General features: G+C 29.9%; 15 protein-coding genes and 3 pseudogenes. 13 read left to right on the top strand and 5 right to left on the bottom strand.

Annotation, left to right across the window (positions count from 1 at the left end; translation table 11 throughout):
- Positions 1-120: 120 nt before the first annotated feature.
- The 3 genes from rpmF to AB1I62_RS01225 are packed head-to-tail and all read left to right on the top strand — an operon-like array spanning position 121 to position 1155.
- Complete coding sequence (rpmF, locus tag AB1I62_RS01235; protein WP_002394547.1) at positions 121-294, top strand: 50S ribosomal protein L32; 174 nt, start codon at positions 121-123, stop codon at positions 292-294.
- Between the two features lie 21 nt (positions 295-315).
- Entirely contained in the window at positions 316-693 is a 378-nt protein-coding gene (locus AB1I62_RS01230) for a hypothetical protein (RefSeq protein ID WP_162499929.1), read from the top strand.
- Positions 694-750: 57 nt separating this feature from the next.
- Positions 751-1155, top strand: coding sequence for a NusG domain II-containing protein (locus tag AB1I62_RS01225; RefSeq protein ID WP_033598546.1), 405 nt, complete (start codon positions 751-753; stop codon positions 1153-1155).
- Between the two features lie 72 nt (positions 1156-1227).
- Here the strand turns inward: AB1I62_RS01225 and AB1I62_RS01220 are convergent, their stop codons facing one another.
- Positions 1228-2568, bottom strand: a complete 1341-nt coding sequence (locus AB1I62_RS01220) for an ISL3 family transposase (protein ID WP_127978659.1) — start codon at positions 2566-2568, stop codon at positions 1228-1230.
- Between the two features lie 322 nt (positions 2569-2890).
- Between AB1I62_RS01220 and AB1I62_RS01215 the strand changes: the two genes are divergently transcribed.
- From AB1I62_RS01215 to AB1I62_RS01205, 3 genes are all read left to right on the top strand, one after another.
- Positions 2891-3961, top strand: a complete 1071-nt coding sequence (locus AB1I62_RS01215; RefSeq protein WP_010710139.1) for an ammonium transporter — start codon at positions 2891-2893, stop codon at positions 3959-3961.
- A 102-nt stretch (positions 3962-4063) separates the two neighbouring features.
- Complete coding sequence (locus tag AB1I62_RS01210; protein ID WP_367018921.1) at positions 4064-5197, top strand: NAD(P)/FAD-dependent oxidoreductase; 1134 nt, start codon at positions 4064-4066, stop codon at positions 5195-5197.
- A gap of 759 nt (positions 5198-5956) precedes the next feature.
- Positions 5957-6115, top strand: coding sequence for a hypothetical protein (locus tag AB1I62_RS01205; protein ID WP_367018919.1), 159 nt, complete (start codon positions 5957-5959; stop codon positions 6113-6115).
- 62 nt (positions 6116-6177) lie between these two features.
- Here AB1I62_RS01205 and yajC read toward each other — a convergent pair whose 3' ends face one another.
- On the bottom strand, positions 6178-6417 hold the full coding sequence (gene yajC, locus AB1I62_RS01200; RefSeq protein WP_367018917.1) for a preprotein translocase subunit YajC: 240 nt from the start codon (positions 6415-6417) through the stop codon (positions 6178-6180).
- 256 nt (positions 6418-6673) lie between these two features.
- Here yajC and AB1I62_RS01195 point away from each other — a divergent pair.
- The 5 genes and pseudogenes from AB1I62_RS01195 to AB1I62_RS01175 form a co-directional block, all read left to right on the top strand.
- Positions 6674-6864: pseudogene (locus AB1I62_RS01195) on the top strand (bacteriocin).
- The gene (locus AB1I62_RS01190; RefSeq protein ID WP_010709167.1) at positions 6865-7206 is read left to right on the top strand and encodes a bacteriocin immunity protein; all 342 of its coding nucleotides are present in this window, start codon (positions 6865-6867) and stop codon (positions 7204-7206) included.
- Positions 7207-9590: 2384 nt separating this feature from the next.
- Positions 9591-10340 carry an ABC transporter ATP-binding protein gene (locus AB1I62_RS01185; protein ID WP_033598543.1) on the top strand — a complete coding sequence of 250 codons (750 nt, stop codon included), beginning with the start codon at positions 9591-9593 and terminating at the stop codon, positions 10338-10340.
- 19 nt (positions 10341-10359) lie between these two features.
- The gene (locus AB1I62_RS01180) at positions 10360-12141 is read left to right on the top strand and encodes an FtsX-like permease family protein (RefSeq protein ID WP_367018915.1); all 1782 of its coding nucleotides are present in this window, start codon (positions 10360-10362) and stop codon (positions 12139-12141) included.
- 121 nt (positions 12142-12262) lie between these two features.
- Positions 12263-12367 (top strand): annotated as a pseudogene (locus AB1I62_RS01175) (IS6 family transposase); the annotation flags it as partial.
- A gap of 126 nt (positions 12368-12493) precedes the next feature.
- On the opposite strand, the gene AB1I62_RS01170 reads toward AB1I62_RS01175, so the two are convergent.
- On the bottom strand, positions 12494-13072 hold the full coding sequence (locus AB1I62_RS01170; RefSeq protein ID WP_074653832.1) for a TetR/AcrR family transcriptional regulator: 579 nt from the start codon (positions 13070-13072) through the stop codon (positions 12494-12496).
- 120 nt (positions 13073-13192) lie between these two features.
- Here AB1I62_RS01170 and AB1I62_RS01165 point away from each other — a divergent pair, with 120 nt between their 5' ends.
- Together AB1I62_RS01165 and AB1I62_RS01160 are read left to right on the top strand one after the other, a co-directional pair.
- Positions 13193-13918 carry an ABC transporter ATP-binding protein gene (locus tag AB1I62_RS01165; RefSeq protein WP_033598540.1) on the top strand — a complete coding sequence of 242 codons (726 nt, stop codon included), beginning with the start codon at positions 13193-13195 and terminating at the stop codon, positions 13916-13918.
- Positions 13915-15000, top strand: coding sequence for an ABC transporter permease (locus AB1I62_RS01160; protein ID WP_033598539.1), 1086 nt, complete (start codon positions 13915-13917; stop codon positions 14998-15000). The genes AB1I62_RS01165 and AB1I62_RS01160 overlap by 4 nt, the downstream gene beginning before the upstream one ends.
- A 152-nt stretch (positions 15001-15152) precedes the next feature.
- Here AB1I62_RS01160 and AB1I62_RS01155 read toward each other — a convergent pair whose 3' ends face one another.
- Together AB1I62_RS01155 and AB1I62_RS01150 are read right to left on the bottom strand one after the other, a co-directional pair.
- Entirely contained in the window at positions 15153-15386 is a 234-nt protein-coding gene (locus AB1I62_RS01155; RefSeq protein ID WP_074653829.1) for a type II toxin-antitoxin system PemK/MazF family toxin, read from the bottom strand.
- Positions 15376-15598, bottom strand: a pseudogene (locus tag AB1I62_RS01150) (AbrB/MazE/SpoVT family DNA-binding domain-containing protein). Before AB1I62_RS01150 ends, AB1I62_RS01155 begins: the two are co-directional and overlap by 11 nt.
- Between the last annotated feature and the right edge of the window lie 257 nt (positions 15599-15855).

Here is a 15855-nt window from a genome sequence, read left to right as displayed (position 1 = left end):
AAACGTAATCATTACGATTTGTTCGTTTTATCTGTAATGTTTCGCTATAAATAGTTTCAAATAGTATAGTTTGAATGCTCAAGTATTTCAGCAACTTTTATAACACAGGAGGTAATAAATATGGCTGTACCAGCGAGAAGAACATCGAAAACAAAAAAAAGATTGCGTCGAACACACGATAAATTAAAATCACCTGAAATTTCGTTTGATGAGAATCTTGGTGATTATCGTAAAAGTCATCATGTATCTTTAAAAGGCTATTATGGTGGAAAAAAAGTGATGGATAAAAAGTAGGAGGTAATAGTATTGAAGAAAATGAATATTATTTATCCGCCACTTGTGGAACAGAGCTTTAAATTTTATCAAGATTATGAACAAGAAAGATATGATAAGTCTGAATTATACAGAATAATGGTTATGAAGAATATTATTAATGAAAATGGCACTCCAACAGAAGAGGCTCTTAAAAAAGGATTAGTTAAAAACTTTTATGAAGAATATGATTTATCTTTTGAAGAATTTTTAAAATTGTACCCATTTTTTAAAAATTATGAACCTGATTATTTCCAGAAAATAGATGGTTTTTGGGAAGTTCCTGTTTGTTTAAAAGAAGAATTAATATTATTACTGAATGATAAAGATTGTGACTATGATGTACGGATTCAAATTCAACAATTTCTTGAAGAAAGGTGAGTAAAGACAAGATGTTCAGAAACAAATGGAAAAACAGTTCACTAATTCTTAATAAAAATGTGTAGAAAGGGTCTGATGAAAAAAGGAGACATAATAATTATTATCTTTTTAATAGCTATCTCTTTTTCTCCATATTTTATTTTTTTTCACAATAAGCCATTTAACTCCAAAAGTTTTGACGACGCTAAATATGCTGTGGTCAAGATAGATGGGAAAGAGATTGAGCGTATAAATTTAGATGATTCAAAAGAATTTATCAAAACATATTATCCATCAAAAGGGCAATATAATACTATAGAAGTTAAAAATGGGCACGTTCGTGTAAAAAAAGATAATAGTCCAGATCAAATTGCGGTGAAAACAGGATGGATATCAGAACCAGGGCAAACTAGTATCTGTATTCCTCACAGATTCATTTTAGAAATTGTTCAACAATATTCTAAGGATTATTATATTTACTAAAATCATTTTTTGGCTCTTCGTCAATGAGTGTTGGTGAAGAAATTCAATAGAATAATCGAGATACTCACACGGCTAGACAGCTATCTTGTCTAGCCGTGTTGTTGTTCTGGCTTTAGTCAGTTGGGTAGTATTCTTAGTTTTCTTAAAATATTTTCCTCGATATAAAAAGATTCGTTCTCGGTAGTTTTGAAAGTTTCTAAAGCCATAGGCAATTCGTTTTAGTACTTTGATATGGTTATTCAAACATTCTATAGGGCCGTTGGAATAGGGAACGCGCAACGCTCGTTTGATTTCTGTTTGGTATTTCTTGAAGGTCGTGAACACTGGTTGGTAGTGCTCTGGCAACTCCTTGTAGTCTTCTTTTAGGAGCGCGACGAATTCAGGAACATCTTGTCTTCTGATAACGGAAAGAAAATCCTGGTAGACTTCGTAGCCTCGCTTTAAGGAATCATCATAAGATAATAGCCGATCGACTATCTCTGCTTCTGTCAGATGATCTCGAAATGACGGACGCCAGTAGCGATGCTGACCTTTCAATTCCCACGCATTCTTTTGAAGTAGTCTCCAGTATTTCTTTAAGTGCTTCGACCGACGATCCCCTTTTTTAAAGGTCTTCATTACTTGAATTCGGTGGTTGGTAAAAGCCCGACCAATGTGTTGGCTAATATGAAAGCGATCGGCGACGATTCGGGCATTCGGAAAACACTCTTTCACCAATGTGCGATAAGGTGTATAGAAATCTGAAACCACTAGACGCACTTGTTCACGGACTTTTCTAGGGTAGCGCAAGAAATAGTCGCGTAAAGGATTGAGTTGCCGATTTTCCACAATATCAATCAGTTGATGGGTCTTGCCGTCCATCATGACAAAGCTCATGGCTCCCGAGACGTTTTTCACCGATTTGAATTCATCGAAACACACCACTTCTGGTAACGGCTGGTTCAAAGAAACGGTTTTAGGCCGAAGGCTGCGAAGTATTCGAATGACAGTGGTCGGAGAAATGTGCTTCATACGTGCAATCAAAGACATAGAAATAGGCTCACTTAATAGCTCAAGAATGGCTTGTTTGACTCTGCGGGCGATGGAGCAGCGACGATCACTAACTGAATCTTCTGCTAAAAAAGTCTTTCCACAGTGTTTACATTTGAAGCGCTGTTTGTTAATCCGCAGAATGGTCTTGTAGTTACTGACATCATTCAATAAGATGGATACTTTTTTCCAGCCCCATTTAATGATCGTTTGCTTATTTTGATAGTGACAATGGAAGCATTCCTCTGGTTGATAGGTCAATGTGCCATCAAAAACAAAACATGTTTCGTCATTGATTCGCTCTTTGCGAAAGGCATCTTCATGAAAGATAAGATTTAGGTCTAGAATATCTAGTAACTCTTTGGTAAACTCTGAATAGGACATCTTGAAACACTCCTTTGAATGGTTTTCGTCGACTTTATTCTAAAGGATTTCAAGGTGTCTGTTTGCGTTTATTAGAAAAAAGAAAAAGTATTGGCAACAGAAGGCGTCACCAACACTAGATATTATAGAGCCCATTTTTTGGCATACATGCTAAAAAATGATTTTTTGTAAATATTTTATTGCATTAATATCAATATAGTTTAGTTTTATTTGGAAGAATGTAATAACAAATATGAGATGGGATTGTCCTTATTAAATAACATTTATAAATGTTATATTTTAAGTGAAAGTAATGATTTACAGTTAATTAAATGGAGGTTTTATGAATAACCTATTTATTTTTGTTTGCTTTTGTTTTATGTGGTTAATGATTTTTGGAGTAATTTTATACTATGTTGGTCTAGTTAATCACAGATATATACATCATACTTTAATTTTGGGTTTAGTAACTATTATTTCTGGTACTCTATGTTGGTTATTTGTAGGATACTCATTAAGTTTTTTTGGAAATATTCAATATAGTATCTTTTATAGCCCCTTAGCTTCTAGTGAAATTGTTTCTATACTGATACAATTACTTTTTTGCTTATATTCTGTAATTATGATAATTGGTTCAGTATTAGAAAGAGGTAATTGGAAATATATTGTGTTGTTTGTTCCTTTGTGGATTGTATTTGTTTATGCACCTATTTGCTTTTCGTTATGGGGACATGGAAATTGGCTAGGGAAAATGGGAGTACTGGATTATTCAGGCGGACTAGTAGTCCATACTACCGCTGGAATAGGAAGTCTTGTTTTAGCAATAACATCACCAATACGTTTAAAGAATTCATTGATATTTAAATCACAAGAAATGATAGCTTTTGTAGGAATGCTGTTTATTACCTTAGGATGGTTCGGATTTAATATGGCACCTTCTGGAAAAATCGGTGAAGAAGCCATTCAAGTTTGGTTAAATACACTTATTTCAATTTTAGGCGGTAGCATTAGCTGGACTTTTACCCAATGGATTTTAATAAAAAAAGTATCTATCTATTCTATAATGAATGGAATAATCGGCGGATTAGTAGGTAGTACTTGCTCGGTTGGATATGTATCTCCTGCATTTAGTTTATTAATTTCGGTAATTGTATGTACCCTTTGTCCAATTGTTATTCACATAATGCATCTAAGCATAGCAAATTTTGATGACGCTGCAGATTCTTTTGGGATGAATGCAGTGGGTGGAATTGCAGGATCGATTTTAACTGGTGTCATGGCAGAAAAAGGGGACTTTTTTCTTCAATTATTTGGGACTTTTTTAATCAGTATTTGGAGCCTTAGTTTAAGTCTTTTGATTCATTATTTATTGAAAAAAATAGTAAATGATTGTTATTCTCAATGTATTAAATAAAAAAATTAAAATTATTCCTAGTGTGTATGAATATCAAAATAATAGTCAATAATAACACTCAGGAAGAAATTTGAAGACTTTAAATTTTAGTGGAGGTAAATAATGGAAAATAAAGAAGTTATAATTATTGGAGCAGGCGCTGCTGGCGTAGGTATGGGGGTTGCTTTAAAAGATTTTGGCATAAATAATTTTGCTATTTTAGAGAGAAAGCAGGTAGGTAATAGTTTTATTAAATGGCCTGAGCAAACAAGATTTATCACTCCTTCTTTTACAAGTAATGGATTTGGGATGCCTGATTTAAATGCAATAGCAATTGATACATCTCCTTCATATACTTTAGGTAAGGAACGTTTATCTGGAAAAGATTATGCTAAATACCTACAATTAGTTTCAGAAGAATATAAGTTACCTATTAAGACAAATTGTAAAGTTCAATCTATTAAAAAAGAAAAAACTGGTTATTTGCTTGAAACAACAAAAGGATTTATTCATGCAGAATATGTAATTTTTGCGATGGGAGAGTTCTCTTTTCCAAATAAATCTAGTATTAAAGGTGCTTATAAGAATAGTTTACATTATGGCGAGATTAATTCTTGGATTGAAATTAAAGGGGATAAGCAGACGATTATCGGAGGAAATGAGAGTGCGATTGATGCAGCTATTGAATTAGCTAAATTAGGTAAACGAGTTACAATTTATACAGATACTTTGGGGTTAAATATAAGAGATGCTGACCCAAGCAAAAGGTTATCACCACGTACAAGACAGAGATTTTTTGATTTACGTGTAAATCAAAAAAAATTAGATACTATTAAAATATACACAACTATCAAAGTTAAAAAAATTGATAAAACGTCTACTGGTTATATATTGATTACAGAAAATGGGAAATCATTACCTGTAGAAAATATACCAATTCTTTGTACAGGTTTTGAAAATGGTATAAAATCTATTACTGTATCATTGTTTAAGTATAAGGAAAATGGACAAGTTCTTTTGAATGATTTTGATGAATCAATAATTGCTAAAAATATTTTCTTAATTGGTCCAAATGTACGTAAAGGTAATACCATTTTTTGTTATATATATAAATTTCGACAACGTTTTGCCGTAATTGCTAATGAAATTGCTCGACGAAAACATATTACTATTGACGAAAAAAAATTGTCATACTATAAAAATCAATCTTTTTATTTAGATGATTGCTCTGGGTGTGAAGTAAGATGTAGTTGTTGACAAATAGGAATTACTTCTGAATAACCTTTAGAGTTTGTTATAATAACCATTATTGTATCATAAAGGCCTGAATTTTTAATCATTGGGTTGTCCAATGTTCCAAGAACCTCCCTCTTTTTACTTTTTGATTAGTAACAAATTTTTTAGCGAATTATTTATTATTTAATGATACTGTATCAATACCAATATTAATCAGTAACATGTCCAGTTTCAAATAGAACTTGAATAATACCACATCTACTGGAGAATAAATAGTGTTTCTATTTGGCTTAATAGGAACTATTTTCTTATTGTTAATCTGTCTTTTGTTTGTATTGAAAAAGAAGAAATAATGAGGGATTTAAAATTAGCAAAAAACTTGGTAAAATTAACTAAGGTAACAATCGCACCCTCAATATAATAGTGTCATGAATTTAAACCTCGATTTTTTTGCGGTTGTTACCTTTTTATTTGGGTGTGGAAAATAAATGTTCTCTTTATTTCTTTTTGTTATTTTTCCAGTGATAAACTCCTGTTAAGATAGTAGCTATATAAAAAAGGCAGATACTTAAGAAGAGTATATTCATGATTTCCTCCTAGTTAAATAAAAGTCATGAATGATTGTACCAAGATTTTTTAGAGAAGTTAAGATTGAAATAGAAAAATAAATACAATAAAATTTTTATAGACTGTTACGTTGAAATTGTTCTTCAGAGACTATTTCTTCCAAAACCACCTACTAGATAGGTGGTTTTAATCATTATTTTCGGAGGTTGTGTTTTGGCCAAAAAAAGTAAAGATTTAATAGATGTGGGTACATTTGTACATTGTCAATCTGTAATGGGACAAACAATCAAAGGAAAAGTTGAAGTGATAAATCAATATACATTGATCGTTTTTGATGGAGAATTTCGTCATGTGGTCACGAAAAACAGTTGAAAGAGTTAGGCTATTCTTTACCAAATAAAAGAAAAAAATAAGCAGAAAGGGGTTCTTTCTGCTTATTTTTTTGCTCGTATAGATTGTTGATCGAATTCGGAATGTGCGCCTTCACAGTCAAGAGTTACCTTCTTTTTATCTGAAGATATCTCAGAAATTACTCCATGTAATCCTCCAATAGTCACAACAGCGTCTCCTGGTTGTAAATTGTTTAAAAAATCTTGTCGTTCTTTTTGTTGCTTTTTTTGTGTACGAAACAAATAAAGATACATAGCAATAATGACTAGTAGCATGATAAGCATCGGTTTCATTTCTCCTTGTTGAATTGAAAATTTTTATATAGACATCAAGGCTATTTTATAAAAAGAAAGTATTGATGGCAATATTTGTTTTGAATAAAATGGTGTCAAAATCAGTTTAAAAATAATTATCATAGATACCAACTTACAAAAATATTAGAAAAATTCTTTTGTTTTAACATTTACAAAACTATACCAATAGTTCTATAATTTCTATATAGAAGACGTTTTCTAATTTTTATTTTCGAGATGAACATTCATGAAAAAGAAATTAGTTAAAGGCTTAGTTATTTATGACATGATTGACAGCATTAGGAACAAATATAGAAGCTGCTACGTATTATAGAAATGGTGTGTATTGCAATAGTAAATTGGGGACAAGCTTGGTCAGAAGGAGTTAAACGTTGGGGAGATAATTTGTTTGGTAGTTTTAGTGGAGGAAGTATTTAAATGATTGATATTGAGGAAACAAAAAAAATAATTCATGAGCTATATAATAGTTTAATGAAGCGTGATAAGACCAAAGCTATATTAGATATTACAGATGTTTTGTTGCAAGTCTATAAAAAAATAGATAGCGAAAAATATCCAGAAATATTAATAAATAAAATGGTGAATTATATCTATATTGTTGGATTTGACAATAAAATTCATTTTTTAGGAAATGATGAAAAGTTATTAATTGAATTGGGAGATATATCTAAAAAGGCTGGAATTAACAGTAAATATAAAGCTAATTTTACAGATAAGTCTCAATTCTATAGTTATTCTGAAAAAGTACCTATTAGATAATTATAAACTAGCATCCATTACGCAAAAACTCACTGCCGATTAGAGCAGTGAGTTTTTTATCTGTTTTTTGACTACATTTATGAATCTTAAAATATGGGTGGAATTTAACTATACTGTAAATTTGAGAGAGCAATTCTAAGCCATTTTCAAAAATATTGCTAGGTAATTATGCAATAAAGACATTTAAACGTTCTTTCTTTCAATTTTGATTTATAACAATTTAAGAAGTTTAGTTTCACCACACTTGTATTTGAAAAATAATCACCAACATGTTGTTTTTTTGGAGTAAAATTATAACTACCACATAATGTGTTATCATTAAAAGATATTAAATGGGGAAAGGCATAAGAAAACAAAAACCATTAATCGGATATTTTTGATTAATAGGTATTTTTGCTTTCTAGTTAACATAAGATATATTATTAAAAGTAGAGCGGAAAAGCCGAATGTTAGGATTAATCACAAAAATTGTATGTCATTGGTTAGTTTTATTTGTTTTTTGATGTTTATCTAAGTTTTAAATAGGTCAAATAACTTCTGTTGTTCGTTTATAACTTTTTTATTTATGAATATTTGAATATGTTTTCTTCAGACAATTTTCATATATTCTATTTGGAATTTATAAAATGAAGATTCCCAACTATGCATTTTTCTAGGACGTAGATTTAAGTTATTTGTTGCATCCGTGATACATTTTTGACTTAAAATTGCTAGGATTAGGAAAGAATTCACGCAATAATTCATTGTGGTTCTCATTAGAACTACGCTCATGTATACTATATGGATGATCTAGATATATTTTAACCCCGAATTTTAGATAATACCTGTGTATATACTATTGATAAATTCCGTTCCACGATCACAGGTAAAACAGAACCTGATAGTTACATAATACCCGCAGCTCGTGTTTTACAAAGGTGGCTAGAGTAGATTTGCTACGAATTGTAGATAATACCCAGTGTCCAAATACTTGGCGTTTATTTACTCTAACAGGACGTTTTTAAATAGAGTGGTTCATGAACCATTGAGAAGCGGGTCTTTTATAAGTAACTCCCCTGTATTTTTTGCTCTAAATCGTCTAACACTATGTTTTAAGTTTTTTTTTGTCAAAGGGGATGAATTCTATTGTATATCCAATTATATAGATAGTAAAGGTACAAACTGTGAGTTAAGTGATTTGTTCAGGACAGGAGAAATTTTTAAGTTTAAATAGTAAAGAACCTTGTCTATTAATGATTCATTCGCTTTTGTTTTTGTCCATGCATACTTTTATCGCATTTTAGTAATATTTTTGAGCACTGCTGTTTTGATAAGGCCTAGCGCCGAAATTCCCTTTAGTACCTATTTTCATTGTATTTTGTTTAATTTATCGATAAACAACTAGAACAGTGACGTCCTAGACTTAATGCAATTTGAGAGACTGCCCCCTTCTCTTAAGCAACTTCAATATACCCCCGCTCTTCATTTGACAAATAGCCCATCCCCCACTCTTATTTTTTCTTAATATTAAATATATCATTCCTTTTTACATAAAACTAATATATGTTGCATCAAATATGTTAAATATAAGATTATTTAAAGTAGGTTTGGTTACTGTCGATCCCCGATACCCAACTCAGTGCGTAACTATACGCATATGGATCTAGTAAATGATGCGTTTTTCAAAGAAGAATTTATCTGGGGATTTTAACAACTTACCCAGAGATTTTACTTTATAACGTTTTCCTTTTCTTCTCAGTTTGTTGATATCAAAAGAAACAAGTTTTAGGTAACCCCAATTGTAGATATTTGATGCGCAAATGTTAACACTAGAAATTGCATAATCAATTTGTTCAGGGTAATATTTCATTTTTAAGTATTTAGATCTGCTTTCGAAGCGATTCCACATTACCGATTGTTCACATCCTATTGTAGATCCATATTGTTCCAATTAGCTAGTTATCTTAATCCCCGCTGGGGACTCTTTTTATCTGATAAATGAATATGCAATAAAATATATTTCATTTCTGTTATCGTCATTACATAGGAGAAAGCATTTTATTTACTTTCTAAATATTTTATTTAGAATTTTTAGTTATTTAAAAAAATACGGACGAGTGTTCAACAATTACAAGACATAATACTAATCTAGTTTATACATATAAACTTTAAGTTTCAATTTTTACAAAAAAAGTATGACATTAATGAAAGAGATATGTAAGATATTTAAAAGGAAAAAAAATCTGATGTTTTATATAATTTCATTGTTTAGAAAGAAGGCGAATCGGAATTTACTAGCTAACAAAAATGTCACTTTAAAAATAAATATTTTTAAAGTGTATAAACATTAGTAATACAGAAACTACTAAAAATAGAACAAAAAAATAATTAAAGGGTGAAAAAATTTGGATAATAATATAGTCGAAGTAAAAAATGTCACTAAAGTTTATGGTAAAAAAAATGAGAAACAGACACAAGCTTTAAAAGGTATTAGTTTCAATATAAAGAAAGGTGAATTTATTGGTATAATGGGTGCTTCTGGTTCTGGAAAGTCTACCCTTTTAAACGTTTTATCTACTTTAGATAGACCAACAAGTGGATACATTAAAATAAATCAAAAAGATGTAACAACTTTAAGAGGCAATCAATTAGCAGATTTTAGAGCGAAAGAAATAGGATTTGTATTCCAAGATTTTAATCTATTAGAGAACTTAACTGCGCAAGAAAATATTGCTATACCTCTTTCTCTGCAAGGTATACGTCCAAAACAAATCAAGTATAATGTGCAAAAAATTTCTGATCGTTTAGGAATTGCTCATATTTTAGAAAATTATCCTACCGAAATTTCTGGTGGTCAAAAGCAACGGATAGCAGCTGCACGTGCATTAATCACCCAACCAACAATCTTATTAGGTGATGAACCTACAGGGGCACTTGATTCTAAAAGCGCTCGTGATTTGTTGAATATGATGGAGGAACTAAATATAAAAGATCAGGTATCCATTTTACTTGTTACCCACGATCCATTTTCTGCAAGCTATTGCCATCGGATTTTATTCATAAAAGACGGTAATATTTATCAGGAAATAGAACGTGGTAATCAAAGCCAAGAGGCCTTCTATCAAAAAATATTATCTATTTTAGGAAATTTATAATAATAGGAGGAAACTCAATATGCTTTGGAAATTATCATTTAATGGAATCAAAAGTCGTTTAAGAGATTATTTAATTTTATTCTCGGGTTTAGTCATTGCATCCGCTATTTTTTATATGTTTGAATCGCTAGCAAGTAATGAGGAATTCTTGAATAATAATACTCCAATATCATCAACAGTTTTTATTTTTAGATTAGGTACAATATTATTAGGAGTCATTACTTTTGTTTATATTCTATATATAAACTCTTTCTTAATGACTTTACGACAAAAAGATTATGCTATGTTTATGATGTTAGGTGCCAAAACTAGAAAAATTGCACAAATGATTTTTGCAGAAACATTCATTGTAGGAATTGTATCTACAATACTTGGTTCTACACTAGGTATGTTACTTGCTGATATAGTTACTAAATTATTAGTTACACAACTTGGAATGGATATAACCAATATTAATTTTTTTAGTCTGAATAGCTTAATTGTAACAATACTATTCTTTTTTGTTCTTTTTTTATTAGCTGCTATTGCTAATGCTCTTTTTATAATGAAAAAACCGATTCTAACATTAATTCGTTCAAATGGAACACCAACTAGAATAAAACAGAGTAATAGCTCACTTTTATTAGAAGCTATTTTAGGGATTCTATTGTTAGCTTGCGGATATTATGTGTTTAGACATGTAGAAGTTTATAAAAAATTATCTTTTGTAATATCTTTATTTACAATTATTCTAGGGACATATTTTTCTTTCCATTCAGTTGTTATATTTTTCTTATCATTACTAAAAAGAAACGATCAGATTTCTTTAAAAAGAATAAATAATTTTACATTATCACAGTTGAGTTTTAGGATACGTGATTATACAAGAGTACTTTCAATGGTTGCTATCTTATTTTCTTTGGCTTTAGGTGCATTAACAGTAGGACTTGGTTTTAAAAATGAAATTTCAGAATCAGCATACAATATGGCTGTGTATGATTTGGTAATGAATAACCCCAAAGAAAAAGATCAACAAACTATTAAAAACCTCTCTCCTAGTATATCTGTTACTTATACTCAAAAAGAAGATAGTGACACTATTTACTATAATGAGAATGAATTTAGAATACAGCCTTTTATTAAATTAAATCAATCTGATAAAAAAATAGTGCCTGTAAAAGAAATGAATAGAAAAACTGTACAAGATGAACTACGAAGCTATGAATTACCTGAACAACAAAAAAAAGAAATTAAGGTGATTAGTCAATTAACGTTTAACCAATTGAACCTGCCTAAATCGACTTTACAATTGGTCAAATTGAAAGAATTTGAAGGTAACTTAGAATCACTCAAAACACTTGTCTCTAAAAATAAGAAGAACAATCCTTCGTTGCAAAAAACAACCTTTATAAGTAAACAGAAATACGAGATATATGAAATGTTTAATAGTATCTACTCGGGATTTGAGTTTATGGGATTTTTCTTAGGGCTAGCATTCTTAACAATGTTGGCTAGTTGTTTGATGTTTAAAATTTTATCAGGGAGTAAGAGCGATATTGTTCGATATCAAATGCTTGGAAAAATTGGAGTACGTAACAATTTACTTAAACAATCTATTAAGAGAGAAATTGGGGTATTGTTCCTAGCTCCAGGAGTTCTAGGTGTAGTCCATGTATTATTCGGGTTACAAATGTTTAGTGTATTCATACAAAACCCATATAATAATATCTGGGTTCCATTTATAATATTCTTTACCTTGTATTCTGTATATTACATTATAACAGTTTGGATATATACTGATATCGTATTACCAAAAAAATAATTTAAACTCCAGCAATTAAACTGCACCTTTTTATATGTATTAATACTAATGTTTTAGGAGTAAAAAACTTATTTATTATAGCAGCTCTATCATTATTCTAGAGCTGCTATAATAATTATTCAACACGTTGTTACGTAGTCATCAAGATACCATTTCTACGAAAGTTTTTATCAAACGAATGATCCACGATCATGGACAAACGTATTCGATTGTTACTGATAAATATATTTAAAGATTACATTTAATAATGCCGTTCTATTAGATTATGACACTTTTATTATTAGTAGAGTCTATTTTATTGAAAAATAAAAAGAAATAGATAAGTAATTTGTCATATTTCTTATAATTATAGCTAGATTAATTTATAAGGAATAAATTTATTTAAAATTTGAACCAATTCTTCAGGTTCTTCTTTTTGTTCCGTGTTTATCCATTCTTGCAGGGTTCCTAACATAGCGTTGCTAAAAAAAATAACTAAATAATGTTTCTCTATCTCATTTTCTAATGGGAAACTTATATGTGGAATCACATTCTTTAATGCGTTTTGTTGAAGTACTTTTTTAACTTGATTTTGGATTTCCACAGATTCTTTTTTTGAAATGAGTAGTCCTAGTAATTGTCCTTCATCTTTTAAGAAATAGAGTAACTTTATCAGCGTCTTTTCCATTGATAGATTTTCTTTTGAATTCTCTTCAATTAATTGATTAATATTTGTTATTAATTCAAGTTGATACTTTTCTACTAAATCATATTTATTCATATAATGAAGGTAAAATCCACTTCGACTAATTGTTGCTTTTTTGCATATATCTTTAACTGTCACTTGATCAAAGCTTTTTACTTTTAAGAGTTCTGTTATTGCTGTTATTATTCGCTCTTTTGTACGATAAAATAGTATATCTTTTTTTTGCTTTTCATATTTACCCCTCATTAATAATCAATTTTTATTATATGTCCATTAAATATTTTTTACTTGTTGTTTTATAAAAACATACTATACAAAGGGTACAATATAATATACATTGTGTCTATTAAAAAGGAGGATTTAACTATGGAAAAAATAATTGTAAAAATTTCTAATGCATCGAAATCTTTTGACAAGCAAAAAGTACTCGATAACATAAATATAGAGCTTAAATCTGGAACAATTTTAGGACTAATAGGACCAAGTGGTGCAGGAAAATCCACAACGATTAAATGTTTAATAGGAATGGAAAAGTTAGATCAAGGATCTGTTGAAGTATTTAATACAAAAATGCCTAATCGAAAGATTTTAGAACGAATTGGTTATATGGGACAAAGTGATGCACTTTATAATGATTTAACTGGCAAGGAAAATTTAATTTTTTTTGGTAATCTAATGGGTTTAACAAGTAAAACTCTTATTGATTCAATTGATAAAAATATAAGATTGGTTAATTTATTTGGATTTTTAGATAAACCAGTAAAAACTTATTCAGGAGGAATGAAACGACGGCTTTCTTTAGCTATCACCTTACTAGCCAATCCAGATCTAATGATATTAGACGAACCTACAATAGGTATTGACCCTAACTTACGTGTGAAAATTTGGAAGCAATTAAGAGAGCTTGCAAATAATCAAAAAGGAATTATCGTGACTACTCATGTCATGGATGAAGCAGAAAAATGTGACTATGTTGGACTTATAATCCAAGGTAAACTAATCGCCTTTGGTACACCAAAAGAATTAAAGGAGCAATTTAAAGTATCTAGTATTGAAGAAGTCTTTTTAAAAGCTGAGGTGAGTATAAAATGATTCGATTTAAAGCTATATTGATAAGAGTTATTAAGGAATTAATTCGAGATAAGCGCACGCTAGTACTAATGTTACTTGCACCAATTATTGTTTTAAGTCTAATGAATGTTGTTTTTGATTCTAATTCTAAAACGCATATAAAAATTGGGTTAGATAATACAGTTCCTTCAGAAATCATTGATCAACTATCTACAATTAAAATAAAACAGTACAATACAAATAATAATTATAAAGAAAAGATGCTTGATGACAATTTAGATGCTTTTGTGACATTAGATGGTTCTATTTTTAATATTACCTATAAAAATGAAGATCTAACTAATACAGTAAAAGTAAAGAGTATTTTTCAAAATATCTTAACAGCAAATAAGTTAGAGAAACTTAGTTTGACCGTAAAAAAATTATCAGAAGAAAGAGGTAAGAAAGTAAACGTAAAAGATTTTTCTATACAGGATTCTTATATTTATGGTAGCGCAAATAGTTCATATTTTGATAAAATATTTCCCAATTTAATTGGTTTCTTTGTCTTCTTTTTTGTCTTTCTAATTTCAGGTATCGCTTTATTAAGAGAAAGAACAACAGGAACATTAGAAAGACTGCTTGCAACGCCAGTCAAGCGTTGCGAGATTATGATGGGATATTTGGTAGGATATGGTATTTTTGCGATTATTCAAACCTTAATTATTGTCTTTTTCTCTATTATCGTACTAAACTTACAAATTATAGGTAGTATATGGTGGGTAATAGCAACAAATATTTTAATTGCTTTAACAGCTTTAGTTTTGGGGATTTTTGTCTCAACCTTTGCTAATTCAGAATTCCAAATGCTTCAATTTATCCCATTAATTATTATTCCACAAGTGTTTTTTTCGGGACTGATTCCAATTAAAAGCATGGCTATTTGGATAAGAAACCTGTCATATATATTTCCACTAAGTTATGGCGGTGATGCTTTAACCAACATTACAATTAAAGGGCAAGGATGGGAGAAAATTTCTTTTGATTTAGGTATGTTACTTCTATTTATTGTTGTATTTATGTTTTTAAATATTATTGAATTAAAGAGATATAGAAAAGTCTAGTATGGATTACATTAGTTTTTAGAGTCTGAGACAAAAATCCAAAATTATTTTTGTCTCAGACTCTAAAAATTGATAAACGGTGAGTACAGAAGTAACTCCTTCTTATTTCTCGAAACTAAACACTATTCCACATTGAGCCTGTTCTGTGTAGTCTAGATAATACTTACTTTATTATCTGCAGTATGAAGTCTTTTGCTATAAATAGGTACAAGAAAAGGGCATTCTTTATTTAATGAGATTATCGGATAAACAATAACTAAATTTGTTGAGATATTGTAATTATCTTTGCTCATTAGGAGAACCAGACGTCGTTTTTTTATTTCATAACCTTTTAAAGGCACAAAGTCAATAATAACAATATCTCTCTGCTTTGGCTTATATACCATCAACTTCTCCTCCACTAGATGAGTAATTAATCGATAATTCGGAAAGGTAGAACTCCAGTTGTATTAAAAAAATCTTCTACTTTTGGAATCAAAGCAATAGAGCCTTGCTTTTACGAAAAATAATAAATTCTTCCCCCTCCTTAACCCCTAGTATAGCAGGAATTGTTATAACTAACGAAGTTCCCTTGTGTTCCAGTTTTTGTTGATGCCATAGTTAACACCTCCTTTTTTCATTAAGTATAATAAGTATTCATCAGGTATTACAAGAATAAACGCTGAGTTAGTATCGAAGGGAAACTTTTAAATTATGTAGTTTATCACCTAGCGCTAATTATTTATCACCATTCACTATAAAAAATTAGCTTAGTGTATACTTTTTCAATGTAATGTTAGGTAAATATGCTTTTCAACTTGACAATATTGCTCGTTATATTCGATTTTATCAAAGAAAAAAGATCCTTGATAAGTT

This window comes from Enterococcus sp. AN402, assembly GCF_040719405.1.
GTDB lineage: Bacteria > Bacillota > Bacilli > Lactobacillales > Enterococcaceae > Enterococcus > Enterococcus faecalis.
This window is presented reverse-complemented; position numbering and strand designations above follow the sequence as displayed.